Raw genomic sequence first — 18592 nt, forward strand, 5'->3', positions numbered from 1 at the left:
CCACCTGCTTAATTCGAATAGTGGCAAAGAAAAACCGATATCGGATAATCGATATCGGTTTTTTAGTAAGTAGCTCTAGAAAACTTATGCGGGGTCTTCTTTACCCACTTCAGAAGATTGATAGCGGTCTTCTCCTGAACGGTGAGGTAACAACAGGTTGAGAATAACTGCAGTCAAGGCGCAAAGACTAACACCTTTCAATGAAAACTCACCCAGAGAAATGCCCATATTGCCAATACCAAACACCAGCACGATAGAGACAATGACCAGATTTCGAGGCTGACTGAGGTCTACCTTCGCCTTAATGAGTGTATTGAGCCCAACAACGGCTATAGAACCAAACAACAACATCATAATACCACCCATCACAGGCACTGGGATGGTAGACAGGAAGCCTCCGATCTTTCCAATGAATGCCACACCAATGGCAATCACCGCCGCCCAGGTCATAATCACTGGGTTGTAGGCTTTAGTCAGCATCACCGCACCGGTAACTTCTGAATAGGTGGTATTGGGCGGCCCACCAAGCATACCTGCTGCCGTTGTCGCCAGACCATCACCAAGAAGTGTGTTTTTCAGCCCCGGTTTTTCCAGGTACTTTTTCCCGGTTACTGAACTGATTGCCAGCATATCACCAATATGTTCAATCGCTGGGGCAATCGCAACCGGAATCATGTAAAGCACAGCATTCCAGTTAAATTCCGGTGTCGTGAAATTTGGAATAGCAAACCAGGGACGGTCAATCAGTGGCTGAAAATCCACAACGCCCATCATCAGAGCAGCAACATAACCTGTACCGATACCACAGATGATAGGGATCAGTCGGAGAATCCCACCCGCCATGGTCGCTACCAACAGGGTTGCCAGCAATGAGATTGCAGCAAGGAACAGAGCCTGATCGGCAGAAATCAACCCTTCAACGGGTGATGTCGCCATCCCAACCGCAGCAGGCGCCAGGCCAAGACCAATCACCATAATCACCGGCCCGACCACCACGGGTGGAAATAGCCGATAAAGAATACCGGATCCCCGAAGCCTGACCAGGATACTCAATGCCGCATACAGCAGACCCGCTGCCATAATACCGCCCATGGTGGCAGCAAGTCCCCAGGACTGAATACTGAAGGTGATCGGCGCAATAAATGCAAAAGACGATGCCAGAAAAACAGGCACCTGCCGACGGGTGATTAACTGGAAAATCAGAGTCCCGATACCCGCGGTAAAGAACGCTACGTTGGCGTCCAACCCTGTCAGTAACGGCACTAGAACCAGTGCACCAAAGGCAACAAACAGCATCTGCCCCCCCATCAGTGCCTGCCGCCAGAGCGACACCTCTGACTGGAGAGTTTCCCCCAACTCTGCTGAATGATTCATTCCTGAATATCCTTATACGTTATTTATTTTGTACCAAAAATCTTGTCACCGGCATCACCCAGACCTGGGATGATATAACCGTTTTCATTCAGCCCCTGATCAACAGATGCCGTGAAAATTTTCACATCCGGATGAGCAGATTGAATCTTATCAATGCCTTCTGGTGCTGCGACCAGAACCAGGCAGCGAATTTCCTTACAGCCTGCCTTTTTCAACATATCAATCGTCGCCAGCATGGAACCACCGGTTGCCAACATCGGATCCAGAATCAGGGCAATACGTTCATCAATGTTGCTGACCAGCTTTTCAAAGTAAGGCACAGGCTCCAGCGTTTCTTCATCGCGGTAAAGCCCCACTACACTGACCTTGGCATTTGGGATCATATCGAGAACCCCATCCATCATACCGATGCCCGCACGGAGGATAGGTACGATAGTGATTTTCTTACCCTTGATCTGCTGAACAGTCACCTGACCATTCCAGCCTTCAATCACCGTATCTTCCAGCTCAAGGTCTTTGGTTGCTTCATACGTCAGCAGGCTGCCAACCTCACTGGCCAGGGTTCGGAACCCCTTGGTACTGATATCGTGGGAACGCATCAGTCCCAGCTTGTGTTGTACCAGCGGATGCTTGATTTCCTGTACGCTCATGCATGACCTCAACTATGGTGAAGAATGAATCAAGAAAGTGAATGGCTGAGACAACAACGTCTCTGAGGAAGCACTCATTGAGAAAACGATCATTCAAAAGCTTTCAACTATCGCTTTTGCTGAACATGATATAGTGCGAACTGAACAGGGTTCGTTGCTATACCTTCAGGGTTCACCTTCAGTTCATGGGAAGATGAAGACCTTATAAATCAGTGGCTGCAGCCTAAACCTTCTTATTGTCCCACAGGATGCATAACCTGCCCATAGGTTTTTACAACCATAACGACCGTGTAGTTTTCACTTGCCCATTGACGGCAACAACGGTATTTTTTCCTGCTTTGCTTTTCATGAAAATTGTTTCCAACTCTCCACTGGGGAGTGCAGAACAGTTTTTTGACCAGAAACGGAACGCCGAACGCGACAGTGTCTTATCTCTGAAAAGAGTATCTACTGGAATGGCCGGCAGCCAATCATACGATCAGGGTTTGCACAACATGTCTGTTGATCTCGACCATATCCGGCAAGTGATGGATGAAGCCGACTGCCTCTATAACGAACAGCAGATTGAAGACGCCATCGCCACCATGGGCCACAGCATCACCGAAAAGCTGGCTGACAGCAATCCGCTGGTGTTCTGCGTAATGAATGGCGGCCTGGTCATTACCGGCAAACTGCTCACTCATATGCAGTTTCCACTGGAAGCCTCTTATGTACACGCAACCCGTTACCGGGATCAGCTGACCGGTGGACGTCTTGAGTGGAAGGTTCGTCCAACTCAGAGCATCAAAGGACGTACCATTCTCATTATCGACGACATCCTGGATGAAGGTCATACTCTGGACGCTATTGTCGACTTCTGCAAGGAAGAAGGCGCCGCAAGCGTGCTGACAGCAGTTCTGGTGGATAAGAAGCACGACCGCAAAGCCCGTCCTGGCCTGAAGGCTGACTTTACTGGCCTTGAAATCGAAGATCGCTATATCTTTGGTTACGGTCTGGACTACCAGGGCTACTGGCGGAACGCCAATGGCATCTACGCGCTGAAAGGCCACTGATAAACTTATATGCCTTTAAAATAAAAAAGCCTCCAGTATTGGAGGCTTTTTTATTCAGATCAGATAAATCAATACCTGACTGGTTAAAGGACTAGGCTATTCAAACTTCTCCCACTTATCCATTTTGTCCTTTACCTCTTGCTCTCTAAGTAAAGCCTCTTGATGAGACTGATCAAGCTGATCATCCGCCAATAATGGATCCATATCGGAAACCTCAACCACATCGCCTGCTGGTAGTTTTCCGGTAGCCTTACCCGCGTCTTTCTCTGCACCAGGTCTCCCTGATACCACTGAACGAACATCAGCGACCTCATCTTTATAATTCTTTTTGTGACGTTTTACTTCCTTGTTGAGAGCAGCCACACTATCCTTAGCCACTTTCTTTTTCTCAGCGTCAGCTCTCTTGTATGCGCCATCCAGCTCACGCTGTTCTTCTTTTATAACTTTCTCTTCAGTCTTGATTCTTGAGGAGCGATTCTTAACCTGACTCAGCAGGTGATCCTGTTTTTTCTCAAGGTCATTAATGCTTTTCTCAAGATGCTTCTTCTGCTTGACGAGGCGCTCAATATGGATATCTGCAGCAGAGTCTTTTGAAACCTTACCCTGAGTTTTCTCAAGCTGCTCCAGATCTGTGCTAACCATTTTCAACTCAGACCTGAACTGCTCAAGGTTCTCCCGAACCTTCTCAAGCTTTTGCTCTGCGCCGGTGTTCAAATCTTTACGTTTTGCAACCATTGCCTTATCAGACTTGAGCTTTGTTTCTTTTGCGTCATAGTCTTTACGAGTTTGATCATCAATCTCTGTAAATTTGGCTTGCTTTGCCTCAGATGCAGTGCGAGCCTCAGCAATGACCTTGGTGTCTCGACGCTGTTTGGCATCTTTCTTGACGAGTCCAGGAATTTCACCTTCCAACCTTTCAAGCTTTTCAAGAAGCTTATCCCTTTCCTCGAGAATACCCTCTATCCTTTTTCTCTCTGATGTATACTTCTGAAAACTTGGATGCTCACCAAGCTCTTTACCAATCTGCTCAGCGACTTTCAAATTACCCGCTTCAGAACCAGCATCCAGCTGTACGTATTTTTTCTGTTTACCATCATCAGAAGTGGGTACAGCAAAAATCAAGCCTTTCTGGTGTGGTATTTCAGTACCTTTTCCTGCTGTTGCCTTAAACATCTGTAAAGCTTCACGGAAGTCATACTTATACTCAAGAGTACTTTTTGTTAGCTGGCGCCATTCCTCTTTTAACGCCTTACGCTCCTTAATAGCAGCATTATACTCTTCCAACTTCCCTTTTACCTGATCTTTTGGTGATACACCATCAGGCCCTTTCTTATCGCTTAAAGTATCAAGAATTCTAGCCATTTTTTCTTCTGGTACTTTTTTCCATCTTTGGCCAGTTAATTTCTTCCACACCGTTGCAGCAAAATGTTTAATCTTTTCAGCAACCCAGCTATGCTTACTTTTCTTGATTTTAGCCTCAATATTTTTAGACAACTTTGCTGTTCTGGTTCCCAAGGGAACTTTTGCAAATTCTTTCGATTTTTTATTCTCGTCAATTCTTACCCCGGAAACCTTTGGACTTACTTCAACTGACTCTACTGAACCTAGTGGGGCTAAATATCCCTTTACGGTTTCTAGCTGAGCCTGTTCTTGTTTTGTTAGTCTTGGTTCGGGAGAAAAAACCCCAACTGAAGATTGATTTTGAACCTGCATCATTTCGCTTACTCCTTCCACTCCTTGGATTGACGTTATTTTAATTCTAGCCACTCCAACTCAACAAATCTGAAATACTTTAATCATCTCTATAAAACAAAAAACAAAAAAATAAGATGATGTTTTTATTAAAAAAACAGTTGTCAAAAAACAGACAAATATTTAAAAAGTCAGAAAATAACAAGCATAAAAAAGGCTCCAAATCAGGAGCCTTTTTTATGTCAGGAAAACATTTACAAATGCATACACTACTGTTGGATGCCTCTCTGTTTTTGTATAAATTCAAGAATCTCTCCCCAGCCATCCTGTTGGGTATTCCAAGATTGTACCACGTCTTCAAGGGCATTTAATGAGCCAGGATTATCAATCTGGCTAATATCAGCCTGCCACTCTTCGGGAGTGCTGTATAAATTATTATTGAACTTATTCAGTACCGTGCCATGATCAACTAAATCCCCCACACCAGAATCACGATCAACTCCCTGACTGCTTACAGGTGCCGTTGGCTCTTTAGAAGTTGCAACTTCAGATGCTTGCTTAGTCTGTTTTGCTCTACCACTCACCAAGTCATTAAATGCAGCAGTATCAGCTTTCTTTTCTTTTCTGGCAGCAGCCCTACTCTTTTTGTAATTCTTCTTCTCTTGTTTCAAAGCCTCTGTTTTCTCATCCTTTAGCCTTTCGAGCTCACCACCGGTACCAATGCCTGCCTTGGTATAAATCCCCATTTCAGCCATTGTCTCAGCAAACGGGCTGGCTCCCTTATGCCTGGTATGAGCTTCCCATTCAAGTTTTTTGGCTTCTTTCTTCCCTTTTTTAAGCGCCGCAGTTGCCTCTTTCTGTGATGCCCGAGTATCTTCATGAGTCTTAAGCTCTTTGCCTACAGCCTCCTTATAAGTATCCATCGAGTCTTTTCCAGAACCCGTAAAGTATGCTTCTTCTTGAACTTTTGGCATTGCTTTTTTGGCAAGCCATGCAAGACCTCTGCCTAACCTGCTATTGGCATCAGATAGTTTCTTTTTATCACCCTTGATAAGGTCATTATTCTCTTTCTTACCTTGTCTTACCTCAGTAAGTCTTTCGTCTGTTTTTTGAGCCGTATCTCTAATATTCTGTTTAGTTTCCTGATAACTTTCTTTGGCTTCTGATTTTTTGTAACTGTAATCAGCCTTAACCTGCTGCTTATTTAAATCCCTGGCATTTCTCAGTAAATCTTTATTACCTTCATGAACTTCAGAACGGGCTTTCTTGAAAGCGGATAAGTGTTGATCTTTCAACTGATGCAACTCTTCTTTAATTTGAGCTATTTCATCTTTAACTTGGCCAAGGAAGTGTTTATTATCAAAATGTGTTTTAAACTCTGGTCGACTGCGGACCTCATTCGCCATCTGTTGAGCCTTATCGAAATTGGCTCCCTTTGATCTTGAAAGTAACTGACCAGTTTTAGGATTACCCTGTTCATCAGGAATAGTTACCTTAGCTCCCTGTTTGAAATCCTTACCATCTTTTACCTTGTCGAGGAATTTCAGAGTGCTACCCCATTCCTTTTTAAATTCATCCACTTTCCCTTGAAATGCATTCTTATCAGTCTCAAGTGTTTCCAGTTTTGCCGCTAGTTTGTTGTGCCTATCAATTAGCCCTTCCAGCGTATCCACGCTTTCCTTAGTCGCACCGCTGACTTGTGCAAGAGCTGCTTCTTTAGGAATTGCCCCCCATGTTTTTGAAGTGAACACTCCATTCCCTTTACCCGGTAAAAGGTTAACTTGATTAAATGACCGAACTGCTCTGGTAAACATTGAAGTTGGTTTAAAATCAGTCCCTTCCCTGAAAACAGGCTCTCCCTTAAAATTCGAAGTGGTTACTTTTACCGAATTCCAAGTTCCCTCCTGAGCCTGGCCTGCTCCACCCGCATTGGCGGAAGGTAAGGTTGTTTGAGTGGTAAATGGCGTTTGATTATTAACGGGACCTGAACCGGCCATTTGGTTCCCTCCAAATTCCTTTTTGTTTTGAATAATTTCATTTTAGCTTTTCAGCACTTCAATAAAGGAGGGAAGACAAAGGACTTTAGATACAAAAACTCAAATCAAAGCAACGCATTGTTTTAATGATAAAAATATCACTTGTCAAAAAACAGTCAGATAATTTTACCAACCAGAAAACCGGTAATCGCCATGACCCCCACCAGAAAAATAAAGGCATCCAGAATCAGATTTCGAAACGGTTTAAGCGATTTGATACGATAAAACGCATACACCGGCATCAAGTAGAGAATGGTCGCCAACACTGGTACGACCAGCATTTCCACCATATCAATGACATCCCAGTTGGCATAACCTGCCACCCAGCAGGTCAGAAGAATAAACAGGATACTCCCCCTATGCACAGCCCCATGAGGTAATGGACGCTGAATATTATGACGAACCCATTGCTGGGTAATAAACCCCTGAAGCCCTTCCAAGGCTCCCAGGTATACACCAAAGAAAGAACTGGCAATGGCCAGAAACGCAATCACAGGAGCAATAATGGAGAAGACCATATTATCAGATCGATAAGCCAGTACAGAAAGCACCGGTAAATTTTCTTCCCTGGCCTGCAACAGTTCTTGAGGCGTTAAGCTCAATACGCAGGAAAAAACAAAAAGCAGTATAACCACCAGTAATAAGAGCACATTTCGCTTTAACACCTGATCGGTTTTTTCGTGACATGCACGACTGTTGCCAAGTCGCCCCTGGTAGGCATGCGCAAACGCAGAACAGGCAGGCGAATGATTAAATGAAAATATCAAGAGCGGCGTGGTAATGAACAGTGTCAACAATGAATCTTTAAGATTGACCGGTTGATCAAAAACAGCGCTGTTCCATTGGGGAATCAGATAAATAGAAACGGCGATCAGGGTAAAAACCAGCGGATAAACCATCAGCTTTACCGCTCGAAGCATCCAGGTTTCACCAGTGTGCATAGCGAGCATCAGAAGGCTAACCAGCCCCAGACTCAGCAGACTTCTATCTGGAGGCACCATCTGCCACTGGTGTTCCATGTAACTGATGGCGACATTAGTTATGCCAATGGCATACAAAAGCAAAATTGGATAGACAGATAGGAAATAAGCGAGCGTCAGCAAACGTCCGGTTCGCTCACCGAAATGCTCTCGAACGGTACTGGTAATGTTCCCCTCAGGGTTGGATGAAGAAAGACAGAAACGGACAAGATTACGATGAGCCAGCAAGACCATCGGACCCGCCAGAACGGCCATGATAATCAGCGGCCAGATTCCACCCGATCCCGCAGTAATTGGAAGATAAAGAACACCAGCACCAATTGCGGTGCCAAACAGGTTCAGCATCCATCCTGTATCCCTGGATGTCCATTTCATAACGGAAGTTTGATCCGGTTCTTTATCCTGCATGGACCCCAAGTTTTCAAGACTGTCTACTGAGCTATCCGACATACAATGCCCCAAACTACTGGTAAAATCGGTGCATCCAGGCAGTTATGTCAAAATTTCCATTTTTACAGAAACTATTATAGTCAGCAGGCGCTTATTTAGAGTTTTTTGAGCAAATGCTCTTTTCTCTTATATTCTTTTTAGATTTAAAATAAGAAAAAAATATCCTATTCAAGTTATATAACTTTATTCCTGCCTCTGTAAAATGACGTCATTACCCGCTTCTTTGGCTCAACCACTATCACACAACAGTGAAGCACCCATAAAAAAGAATTAAGGCTGAGAGTGTAATGAAAAAAGACAAACAAAAAGTTATTGGTGAGGAGTTAAGTGATGAGCGCTTAAAAAACCTGCTGGCACTCCAGCCGGCGGATGGGGGGAATAGAGACCATCACATTCTTCTGAGGGCATACCGCTACCTGCGGCCAGATGATTTCGCCCGTTTTGTTCCTTTTTTTCTCGACGCAGGTTTCCATCTCGACGCCAGGGATAGCAATGGGAAAACATTAGCAGAGATCATTGCTCACCATCACCATGGCCAACCCTACCTCAACACACTGGTCGAAGCAGGGGCCAAATGAACGGAAAAGCTACCTGAAACCAAATTCAGGTAGCTTTATCAAAGAACGCTCAATTGTTAACCGGTTCTACCACATCAGAAGAGCGAACGGACGTTAGCATCCCCAGAACGCCACCCAGAACACCGGGCAACAACCACACCAGACCTTCTTTCTGAAGAGGCAGATACGCAAGCAATGCGTAGGCTGGCTCAACAAAAGACAGGCCAGCAGCATGCAGGCCCTCGACGATACTAATCAGGCCAACCGGAATAAGCACACATGTCATTACCCGCTCTGGTTTCGCCAGCCACGATGTTAACAGGGTCACAACAATCAGGGCGATCGCTATAGGATAGATAATCAGCAGCGCTGGAATGGTAACTTTCAGCAGCGTATTTAATCCAACATTGGCAATCAGTGCACTGGCCAGAGCACAGAGGATGACCCAGCTACGATAATTTAAAGCAGGGAAAACACGGGAGAAATACTCACCGCAAGCACTGAGCAGACCAATGGCCGTAGTCAAACAGGCCAGAATAACCGTGATAGCAAGAACCACTTTACCCCAGGAACCAAATACCGCATTAACAAACAGGCTGATAATCTCCGCACCATTTTGTGGGGCGGCCACCAGCTGATGGCTGGTGGAACCGATGTAACCCAGCACCAGATAAACCAGTGATAAACCAACAGAAGCAATCAGGCCTGCAATAAATGTATAACGCGCAACCTGTCGTGTATCTGTTACACCTTTACTTTGAATGGCATTGATTATGACCACACCAAAAACCAGAGCACCCAGAGTGTCCATGGTCTGGTAACCTTCGCGGAACCCATTAAAGAACCCCTGACTGATCATGGACTCAGTAGCAGTGCCAGCCTCGCCCTGTGGATAAAGGAAAGCACCCACGGCAATAACTGCCAGAACAACCACCAGTAGAGGTGTGATCAGTTTACCAACCGTTTCAACCAGCCTGCCTGGAAACAACGCCAGATAAAGTGCAACAGCAAAGAATGCGATAGAAAACAGGGCCAGTGAAAGGGTACCGGATTCACCAATAAAGGGCAGCAGACCCAGCTCATAAGAAACCACGGCGGTTCTTGGAGAAGCAAACAGAGGTCCAATAGCCAGGAAGAGAATAACTGCAAACGTTAAGGCAATTTTTGGAGGGAAAACAGCCGTCAGCTTTTCCAAACCACCACCAGCACGGGCACAGGCAATCACACCCAGTAGTGGCAGGCCAACGCCCGTCAGGAGAAAGCCGAGCATAGCGACAATCAGCTCAGTACCTGCCATATGCCCCAGAAATGGAGGAAAGATAATATTTCCTGCTCCCAGAAAGAGAGCAAACGTCATCAGGCCTGTGGCCATGATGTCTGTGGCTTTTAACGTCTGCGGCAAAACCTGTCCCCTGTTTCCATTCTTAATGAATAGCACTGGCCAACCCTGCGACACAGGTTAACCCAATGATCAGAAAGAATATTTTGTTAGAAGTGAGCTTGGAGAGGCGAAATAATGGCCTCCCGATTAAAGCCTTTATTTCACATATAAGGCCTTAGCCGTATCAGTGTTTTCACCTAAAAAATAGAAAAAGACAGGATTTATTGAGATCTAAACAACAATATAGGAACATTTCCTGCAAGAATCATGAAACGTCAACAGTAATCACTGTTAGCGCTGCTCGCATAATTGCATTACAAAAGAGGGCTTAGTAACTGCAGAGTATTTTCCAGCAGCTTTCGTCGAAAGGGTCTCTTTGCCCAAAGGCTGATATCTACTTGACTGGCCTGCTTCATATACGACTGCAGAACATGGAAAATCTGCTGACCGAAACCGTCATCATAAACAATCAAGGTCACTTCATAGTTTAGCCAGACGCTCCGCATATCCAGATTTACCGTACCGAACAATGCCGTTTCACGGTCTACCAGAACACACTTGGTGTGCAACAGCCCCCCATTAAACTGCTGAATAGTAACCCCGGCCTGAAGCAGCTCCTGATAATAGGAACGACTGGCATGGTGAACCATTCTCGAGTCATTTTTTGCTGGAACCAGCAACTGGACATCAACACCGCGCATTGCTGCCGATTTCAACGCCGTCAGCAATGACTCATCGGGCACAAAATACGGTGTACTGATCAGGAGCTCTTCTCGACTTTCATAAATAGCGGTCAACAGAACCTGTTGCAACATCTCCCGGTCCACATCCGGACCAGAAGGCAGAACATGCACAAATGCACCTTCCCGCCCACGATGCGCCGCTGAAGGGTACTCATACTGCCGATTGAACGATGGATGCCCCTGACCGGTTTCCAGAGCCTTATCCCACTGAACAATGGCACCCAAAACATGGGCAGCCACACCATCAATTCTGACCATGGCATCTACCCACTGCCCCACCTGAGCATCCTGTTTAAACAGTGAGGGGTCGACAAGATTGAAACTACCTGTCCAGGCTACCTGATCATCCACAACCAGAATTTTCCGGTGGTTACGTATATCAATACGCTCAACCAGCATCCGGAATGGGCCTACCGACATGGAAGCCGTAACACTGATTCCCTCCAGACGAAAACGACGAGCCCACAAACCATTCAAAAAGCCCCGACTACCAACATTATCCAGCACAACCAGGCAATCAACACCTCGCCTGGCAGCACGAATAACTGCCTCAGCCACATCCTCCGCACGACCGACTGGCTCCCATATGTAGAACTCAATGACCACACTGTGCTGCGCATTTTCTATATCTCGCAACAGATGCTCAATGATACTTTCAAAGCCAGAAAATAACTGCAGATGGTTACCTGGAAGCAAAGGAACACTCATGTTCTTTTCTGCCAACGAGAAAATCCCACTATGCAAAGTCACCGGACAGCGGGATGGCTCATTGCCTGAGATAATCCGGGACAAGTGCTGATACCATTGCGCATAATCGGGATAAAGTGCACGCATGCGCTTTAACCGGCGGGTTCCCAGTCGGGGAGAACCAAATAGCAGGTAAAGAACAAACCCTGCAACGGGCAGTGCAAACAGCAGCACCAGCCAGGCCAGAGAAACGCCCACGGGTCTTCGTGTCATGATCACCACAACAGCAAAAGCAACAATGGCGCTCAAATAAGCGGCACCAAACAGCCAGCTATACCAGGTTGTTTCCATGAATAAAGGTTCCGAACTTTCCTGAAAGACTGCCCGACAACTGGCAACCTCTTCAGGGAAAAAGGGCAATGGTTTCAAACAAGATGCCTTTCACTGCAACAAATGTCCATAATTCCCCCAAAGAAGTTTCGCGGTCATGGCCAGCGAAACACAGACGATCATTGGACGAATTAATGTCTGCCCTCGACTGAGCACCACCCCGGAACCAAGCCGGGCTCCAAGAACCTGACCAAGCATCATGACCAGTCCAACAGTCCACACCACGTGCCCACCAATGATGAAAAACAACAGGGACGCTAAATTACTGGTGCAATTCAGAACTTTGGTATGAGCAGTGGCACTGGTAATGGAATAACCCAGCAAGCTGACAAACGCGATCGTAAAAAACGAGCCAGTACCGGGACCAAAAAAACCATCATAAAAGCCAATCGCCACAGCTGCGGTAAATGAGAATACTGACAAAGAGATCATCTGTCCTGATTGCTCACTACTCAGTCGTGGAGAAAAGAGAAAGTAGAGAACGATACCAATGAGCAGAAACGGAATGGCCTGCTCCAACACTCCCGCATCAATCCTCTGCACCAGCAACGTACCCATGGTGCTGCCAATAAATGTCATCACTATCGCCAGACGCATCTCCCTGAGATTGACCGCTCCTCTGGAGATAAAATAGAAGCTGGCTGAGAGAGTGCCTCCGGTGCCCTGAAGCTTATTGGTGGCCAGAGCCTGAACCGGTGAAAGTCCTGCCGCCAGAAGAGCTGGCATTGCTATCAAGCCACCGCCTCCGGCAATGGAATCAACAAAACCGGCAGCAGTAGCTACCGCAAAAAGGAAAATAACAAGATCCAGAGTGATGGTTGCGTCCAAGGTGAATCCTTGCAAATAAAGGGTGATGATTCGTGGAGGCGTAATAATAGAACGTCCAGGAAAAAATATTCAGACAAAATTGAATCGGTAATCAACAAAATCCCATTATCTATAATCAATTCACTTCATGACCTTTCTGATAAGTAGGACTGATGGCCAGATAAGTGATAGGCCGAAAGACTCAAGATCTCATAGCAGGTTCAGGAAATTGAAGTGCTATAGTGCTTCAACGCAATGCAAGACAATGATCGTATACTACCTGCCGAAACCAGCACTGGGCAGGATCCTGATGCTGTAACCGGTGCCAGGTCAGCAGATAGTTCAACTGCATGAAGGTAACCCCCGCGGGTAGCTCCAGTAACACCAGGCTGTGTCTTCTGGTCAGTGTCTTTGACATTTCGCGAGTACCGATCATCAGCGCCTGATTACTCGCTGCCACTTCCAGACCAAGCTGGATATCACTGGTTTCCAGAATAATGGTTCTCGATAGCCCCTTACGGGCAAGCTCACGATCAAATCGCCCCATTTCGGAAAATTCAGCGATATCCACCATCACGTGCGGCACCGAAATCAGTTCTGCCATTGTCAGCGCCTGCCTGCTGGCCAGAGGATGATCATGACTGACCATACCCACCGGTGTTGCTGGGCAGAGTATTCGCTGGTACAGGTCGGGTCGATCCTGGGCAACAAAGTTGATCGCCAGGTCGAGACGGCCAGAAGCCATGTCTCGAATACTGTCGTTATTCCAGGGGTGCAGCCCTAAACGTACATCCGGCGCCACTCGTCCAAGCCAGGCCAGAAGGCCCGGGATCAGTTGAATAGCGATGTGATCCATGGCGCTGAGGGTAAATTGGCGCTTGCAGAGCGCGGGCTCAAAGTGACCCGGCCGCACCAGCAGTGAGAGCTGCTTAAGCAAGGCTGCAAGCTCACTTTGTAAGGCCAGAGCCCGTGCAGTGGGCTGCAGTCCGTGAGGGCGGCGAATAAAGAGCTCATCTTGAAAATGCTCGCGCAAACGCTGGAGGGAGCGACTGATGGCTGACTGGCTCAGGTTGAGGTGTCGGGCAGCACGGCTCACACTGCACTCTTCAAGCAGGACATGCAGGTGAACCAGCAGGTTCAGGTCATAGCGCCTTAGCTCATCGATATCCATAGAGCGGCCGGTTCGGCAAAGGGAGCGACAGTATAAGCAAAACGGACATCATTTGAGATATGCATAAAACGCAAATCTGGTAGCCAGATAAATCAATAGGAAGAAAACCTTTGTCTGGGTAAAGTGCCTGCACCTTCAAGCATCCTGCCATCGGCGACAAAACTCGGCAGGAGCAGACATACATCTAAAAGACCATTCCTATATGTCACGCAGAACACATTTTAGCCGTACATCATTTTCAACAGCAGTACTGGCAGCACTCCCCATGCTCGCCAATGCCGCCGGCTTCCAGGTCAATGAGCACAGTGCTGCAGGCCTGGGCCGCGCATTTGCAGGTGAAGCAGCGATAGCTGACGACGCATCCGTCATTGCAAGAAATGCAGCAGGCATGTCCCTGCTGGACAAGCAGGTTTTTACGGCAGCGGTCAGTTATATCAAACCAGAAGTGGATGTGAGGCGGGATGGCTACGAAATAGCAAAGCATGTTGCTGATGAGGCAGTGGTTCCTACATTTTATTACGTACGCCCGATAGATGAGCGCTGGACAGTTGGCATTGGAGGCTTCAGCAATTTCGGTCTGGCAACCCATTACGGCAGCGCCTCCGGTATCACTCCAGCAGCGGATAAAACCGAGCTGATGACCTACAATCTGAATCCATCCGTTGCTTACCAGGTTAGAGATGACCTGAGTATTGGGTTTGGTGTAAACATTGTTTATGCCGATGCAACACTGACATCAACCCATGGCCCCATGACGTTGTCAAAACTGACCGGCGATGACCTGGGCTATGGCTGGAATGCCGGCATTCTCTGGCAGGCTACTGAAGCCACCCGGATGGGATTGAGTTATCGCTCTGAAGTCAAAATGACACTGGAAGGAAAAGTCTCATCCGATATCAATCCAAGCTGGAATACTGGTGGCTCTGTTGATCTGACACTGCCTTCTATCGCAGAACTGTCGGTTCACCATCAGCTCAATGACCAGCTGGCGATCCACGCCAGTGCATTACACACCGGCTGGTCCAGTTTTGATAAGCTGGCAACCGATCTGGACAATGGCCAGGCGTTTCCCACCATTCAGGAACAGTGGACAGAGAGCTGGCGCTACGCGGTGGGTATGACTTACCAGCACAACGACCAATGGACCTGGCGAACCGGTATTGCCAGAGATAACAGCCCGGTTCGAAATGAGTACCGTACCTTCCGGATTCCCGATGCAGACCGCATCTGGCTGAGTGTAGGCGGAAGCTACAAAGTAGATAGAGCACAGAGTATTGATTTCGGTTACGCCTATCTGAAAAGCCAGAAAGTCGACATCAATGAACACAGCCCAGTGGGCATGATGCACGCCGAAGTACCTGCTGCAGACGTTCATATTCTGAGCCTTCAGTACAACTATCGCTTCTGATCCATATATCTGGCAACGCCCAGAATAAAGAAGTATTCATATCAAAAAGCAAAAACCGCTGATCATCTCCCCAGATAATCAGCGGTCTGTAATCTTGTTTGAGCTCATAACACCTAGCCTGTTAATACGCTCTCTACTCTCTATCATCGAACCTTGTGAGTTACTCTGACCCGCATTCCTGATTGGGAATACTTATTTCATCGTAGGCTTTTGGCCAGGATGACTGGGTGTCACTTTTGGCGACACTCTTTAGTACGGGATAAGTATAGAAAAAACGGCTTGGCAAAAGATTGCGAATTAATGGATAAAACCCCGAAATAGCGCAATAATTTGCCAACAACTTATCTATTATTAAAAGAAAATATCATGAAGCTCGATCGCTACGATATCCGGATACTTCAGGAACTGCAGAAAAACGCCCACATCAGTAACCAGGACCTGGCGGACCTGATTGGACTGACGCCTTCCCCATGCTTACGCAGGGTCAGGCAGCTGGAGGAGTCTGGATTAATAAAAGACAGAGTAACACTGCTAAACCCGGAAAAGCTGGGACTAAACCTTACCGTACTGATTCATATCAGTATGGATAGACACACGCCAGAGCGATTTGAGCACTTTGAAGAAACCATCAACAGTTATGACGAAGTGATTGAATGTCTGCTGATTACCGGACAATCAGCAGACTATATGGTCAAAGTGATGGTGCCTGACATGAACTACTATCAGGATTTTCTACTTAACAAGGTGACACGAATTCAGGGCGTTACCGGCGTACATTCCAGCTTTGTTCTCCGGCAACCGATTAGAAAAACAGCTTTCCCTCTGAACCATCTCAGACCTTAATAACAAGGTCTAAGAGCAAAGGATATTCAAGCCCTATATATCAATACCAGCTACTTGAGACCGCGCATTATCACCCAGCTTTTCAATGATCTGACCACGTATCTGATTAAAGACATCATAATCCAGCTTTATCGTTTCACTGTGGCTCTTTATCCAGGACTCGCCTTCCTTGACTCGAAGAAACAGAATGGTAGAGCTGATGTCTTTGAAGCCCACCACAAAATACCCCAGGTTCATACTGACCAACCCATGCTCATCATGAGTCACAAAAGATGATTGAAAATTTGCCCGGTTGGCACCAATGGCAGAATGATTAAACAATGAAATAAACGGCCCCTCTTTCTCCAGTTTTTTCAATGCAGCCACAGCAGCATTCACCATTGCCTGTTCAGAAGGGTCTTTCAGCGCTGCCTTCAATATATCGAAAATGACCTCACTGACGCTTAGATCAGTGGAAGCAGAAGACAGCGAACTTTCTTCAAAATCACTGATATCCCAGCCCTGTAGACTCATAACATCTGTGTACCTTTCATACCACTGGGTCAGCTGGGTATTTTTGTCGTAGTCATGGCTGGCAGCTAACTGTGCAAACAGTGTGGAGTTAATAACATCTTCCGTCGCCTGCTGACCTACATGCTGAGAGACTGCAACAAAGCTGCCACTGTCTACAAACAACCGCTTACTGTAATCAGGTGCCTGCATCATAAACAGCTCTTCAGCATAGCGCTGAGGCCTTTCAGCGAGCCTGACTTTTTGCAGAGCCTCAACCCTTTCCGACAGTGTTCGCTCTTTTGGCAACGTTAAAGGCCCCTTACCATGATGACCAGCAAAAGCACTGGCGACCAGGAAAGGACATAGAAAGGCCATGGCCCAGAAAATCTTCTTTTGGTATATCAATGTCCGCATCAGACGACTCCAACTGAATAGACAAAACTATATGCACAGCTATCAGTGTATTTAGGGATTAAAAAAATCGCCTTTTAATATCTCAAATCAATTTAAAAAGGCGGTTATCTATACAGAGTTTATTAACCCAAAACACAGTTTTTCCATTAGCTATCCCTGGTACTCCACTGATACACTGACTGCGCGTCCTGACACCACTTAATAAAAATAACAACTTGTCGTATACAGGCTTCAGGCTATGACGAAAGAAAACCAAAACCGCCGCATCAGCAAAGGGTGGCAACTCACCGCCTCCATCTCTTCTATATTCATCATTATCGCGCTGGGATTCACCCTGATCTTTGCCCCCGCCGCCATTGAAAAAGGCACCAACCAAATTAACGCCCACCCCCCTTACCCCATTTCTCAGGAAGCCTCCAGGCTCCATCAGCAGCTGACCGTTGCGGACCTACATGCAGACAGCCTGCTATGGAATCGAGACCTGAGTCAGCAAGCAAACTATGGACACGTGGACCTCCCAAGGCTCCAGCAAGGTAATGTGGCCATACAGACATTTGCCGTCCCGACCAAATCCCCAAGAGGGCAGAATTACAGTCGAAATGAAAGTGATGCACCCGACGGCATCACCCTGCTGGCAATGATTCAAGCTTGGCCACCGGCCACCTGGAACAGTCTTTATCAAAGGGCTCTTTACCAGTCTGGAAAGCTGCATAAACTCGAACAGAGCAATCCTGAAGACCTGAAAATTATTCGCAATCAGTCGGATCTGGGAATGGTTCTTACTGCTCGCCAAAAAGGCAGCCAACAAGTTGCAGCACTGCTGGCACTGGAAGGAGCCCACGCCTTTGAAGGCAACCTTGATAACCTGGAAGGCCTTTACGAAGCTGGATACCGCATGATTGGTCTTCACCACTTCTTTGACAACCGACTGGGCGGCTCTCTGCACGGCGTCAGCGGCTCCCGTCTGAGCCTCTTTGGCCGCCGGGCTCTGGCCAGAATGGAAGCGTTAAATATGATCGTCGACCTGGCCCACTCTTCAGAATCCGTGGTTGATGAAGTTCTGAAGCTGGCAAAACGTCCTGTGGTGATCTCTCACACCGGTATTCTCGGCACCTGCGACTCCCCCCGAAACATTTCAGATAACTTGATCCAGCGTATCGCCGAGAAAGGCGGATTAATTGGCATTGGATTCTGGGACGCCATCTGCGACACCTCTCCAGAAGGGATTGTTAATACTCTGCGTTATGCGATTGATCTGGCGGGAGAGGATCATATTGCCCTGGGCTCAGATTTTGATGGAGGAACAAAGGTTAGCCTGGACGCTTCTGAGCTGGCTGTTTTGACAGAATTGATGATGAGAAAAGGCTTCTCTGAAACAGAAATCAGAAAAGTAATGGGTGAGAATGTTCAGAAGTTTCTGATGAAACACCTTCCAGAAGAAAAAACAGAGGCATAAAAAAACCTT

General features: G+C 46.9%; 15 protein-coding genes. 5 read left to right on the plus strand and 10 right to left on the minus strand.

The annotated features are described in order from the left end of the window. Positions 1–84: 84 nt before the first annotated feature. Positions 85–1374, minus strand: coding sequence for a uracil-xanthine permease family protein (locus ACOCLE_RS13040; RefSeq protein WP_419537041.1), 1290 nt, complete (start codon positions 1372–1374; stop codon positions 85–87). A 23-nt stretch (positions 1375–1397) separates the two neighbouring features. Then, a complete protein-coding gene (gene upp / locus ACOCLE_RS13045) occupies positions 1398–2024 on the minus strand; it encodes a uracil phosphoribosyltransferase (protein ID WP_419537042.1) in 627 nt (208 codons plus the stop codon). A 494-nt stretch (positions 2025–2518) separates the two neighbouring features. On the opposite strand from upp, the gene ACOCLE_RS13050 reads away from it, so the two are divergent. Continuing rightward, entirely contained in the window at positions 2519–3076 is a 558-nt protein-coding gene (locus ACOCLE_RS13050) for a hypoxanthine-guanine phosphoribosyltransferase (protein ID WP_419537043.1), read from the plus strand. Positions 3077–3172: 96 nt separating this feature from the next. Here the strand turns inward: ACOCLE_RS13050 and ACOCLE_RS13055 are convergent, their stop codons facing one another. From ACOCLE_RS13055 to ACOCLE_RS13065, 3 genes are all read right to left on the minus strand, one after another. Further along, positions 3173–4792 carry a hypothetical protein gene (locus ACOCLE_RS13055; protein ID WP_419537044.1) on the minus strand — a complete coding sequence of 540 codons (1620 nt, stop codon included), beginning with the start codon at positions 4790–4792 and terminating at the stop codon, positions 3173–3175. A 245-nt stretch (positions 4793–5037) separates the two neighbouring features. After that, positions 5038–6765: a hypothetical protein gene (locus ACOCLE_RS13060; protein ID WP_419537045.1), complete on the minus strand. Its 1728-nt coding sequence runs from the start codon at positions 6763–6765 to the stop codon at positions 5038–5040. A 155-nt stretch (positions 6766–6920) separates the two neighbouring features. Next, on the minus strand, positions 6921–8234 hold the full coding sequence (locus ACOCLE_RS13065) for an amino acid permease (protein ID WP_419537046.1): 1314 nt from the start codon (positions 8232–8234) through the stop codon (positions 6921–6923). 287 nt (positions 8235–8521) lie between these two features. On the opposite strand from ACOCLE_RS13065, the gene ACOCLE_RS13070 reads away from it, so the two are divergent. Then, a complete protein-coding gene (locus ACOCLE_RS13070) occupies positions 8522–8812 on the plus strand; it encodes a PA4642 family protein (protein WP_419537047.1) in 291 nt (96 codons plus the stop codon). 49 nt (positions 8813–8861) lie between these two features. Here ACOCLE_RS13070 and brnQ read toward each other — a convergent pair whose 3' ends face one another. The 4 genes from brnQ to ACOCLE_RS13090 all read right to left on the minus strand — a co-directional run bounded on the left by brnQ (position 8862) and on the right by ACOCLE_RS13090 (position 13970). Next, positions 8862–10193, minus strand: coding sequence for a branched-chain amino acid transport system II carrier protein (gene brnQ / locus ACOCLE_RS13075; protein ID WP_419537048.1), 1332 nt, complete (start codon positions 10191–10193; stop codon positions 8862–8864). Between the two features lie 293 nt (positions 10194–10486). Beyond that, a complete protein-coding gene (cls, locus tag ACOCLE_RS13080) occupies positions 10487–12031 on the minus strand; it encodes a cardiolipin synthase (protein ID WP_419537049.1) in 1545 nt (514 codons plus the stop codon). Between the two features lie 12 nt (positions 12032–12043). After that, positions 12044–12820, minus strand: coding sequence for a TSUP family transporter (locus ACOCLE_RS13085; protein ID WP_419537050.1), 777 nt, complete (start codon positions 12818–12820; stop codon positions 12044–12046). Between the two features lie 226 nt (positions 12821–13046). Then, a complete protein-coding gene (locus ACOCLE_RS13090) occupies positions 13047–13970 on the minus strand; it encodes a LysR family transcriptional regulator (protein ID WP_419537051.1) in 924 nt (307 codons plus the stop codon). Between the two features lie 202 nt (positions 13971–14172). On the opposite strand from ACOCLE_RS13090, the gene ACOCLE_RS13095 reads away from it, so the two are divergent. Continuing rightward, on the plus strand, positions 14173–15378 hold the full coding sequence (locus ACOCLE_RS13095) for an OmpP1/FadL family transporter (RefSeq protein ID WP_419537052.1): 1206 nt from the start codon (positions 14173–14175) through the stop codon (positions 15376–15378). 363 nt (positions 15379–15741) lie between these two features. Beyond that, positions 15742–16221 (plus strand): Lrp/AsnC family transcriptional regulator, encoded by a 480-nt coding sequence (locus ACOCLE_RS13100; protein ID WP_419537207.1) that lies wholly within the window; start codon positions 15742–15744, stop codon positions 16219–16221. Between the two features lie 33 nt (positions 16222–16254). Here the strand turns inward: ACOCLE_RS13100 and ACOCLE_RS13105 are convergent, their stop codons facing one another. Next, on the minus strand, positions 16255–17127 hold the full coding sequence (locus ACOCLE_RS13105; RefSeq protein ID WP_419537053.1) for a hypothetical protein: 873 nt from the start codon (positions 17125–17127) through the stop codon (positions 16255–16257). Between the two features lie 238 nt (positions 17128–17365). Here ACOCLE_RS13105 and ACOCLE_RS13110 point away from each other — a divergent pair, with 238 nt between their 5' ends. Continuing rightward, positions 17366–18583: a dipeptidase gene (locus tag ACOCLE_RS13110; protein ID WP_419537054.1), complete on the plus strand. Its 1218-nt coding sequence runs from the start codon at positions 17366–17368 to the stop codon at positions 18581–18583. Positions 18584–18592: the final 9 nt, after the last annotated feature.

Source organism: Endozoicomonas sp., assembly GCF_965196975.1.
Taxonomy (GTDB): Bacteria; Pseudomonadota; Gammaproteobacteria; order Pseudomonadales; family Endozoicomonadaceae; genus Endozoicomonas.

Bases quoted from the DNA above. Each gene is read 5' to 3' on its own strand.
- ACOCLE_RS13110 (WP_419537054.1), top strand. From the start codon at position 17,366: ATGACGAAAGAAAACCAAAACCGCCGCATCAGCAAAGGGTGGCAACTC.
- upp (WP_419537042.1), bottom strand. From the start codon at position 2,024: ATGAGCGTACAGGAAATCAAGCATCCGCTGGTACAACACAAGCTGGGA.
- ACOCLE_RS13065 (WP_419537046.1), bottom strand. From the start codon at position 8,234: ATGTCGGATAGCTCAGTAGACAGTCTTGAAAACTTGGGGTCCATGCAG.
- ACOCLE_RS13070 (WP_419537047.1), top strand. From the start codon at position 8,522: ATGAAAAAAGACAAACAAAAAGTTATTGGTGAGGAGTTAAGTGATGAG.
- ACOCLE_RS13055 (WP_419537044.1), bottom strand. From the start codon at position 4,792: ATGATGCAGGTTCAAAATCAATCTTCAGTTGGGGTTTTTTCTCCCGAA.
- ACOCLE_RS13105 (WP_419537053.1), bottom strand. From the start codon at position 17,127: ATGCGGACATTGATATACCAAAAGAAGATTTTCTGGGCCATGGCCTTT.
- ACOCLE_RS13060 (WP_419537045.1), bottom strand. From the start codon at position 6,765: ATGGCCGGTTCAGGTCCCGTTAATAATCAAACGCCATTTACCACTCAA.
- ACOCLE_RS13050 (WP_419537043.1), top strand. From the start codon at position 2,519: ATGTCTGTTGATCTCGACCATATCCGGCAAGTGATGGATGAAGCCGAC.
- ACOCLE_RS13095 (WP_419537052.1), top strand. From the start codon at position 14,173: ATGTCACGCAGAACACATTTTAGCCGTACATCATTTTCAACAGCAGTA.
- ACOCLE_RS13040 (WP_419537041.1), bottom strand. From the start codon at position 1,374: ATGAATCATTCAGCAGAGTTGGGGGAAACTCTCCAGTCAGAGGTGTCG.
- ACOCLE_RS13090 (WP_419537051.1), bottom strand. From the start codon at position 13,970: ATGGATATCGATGAGCTAAGGCGCTATGACCTGAACCTGCTGGTTCAC.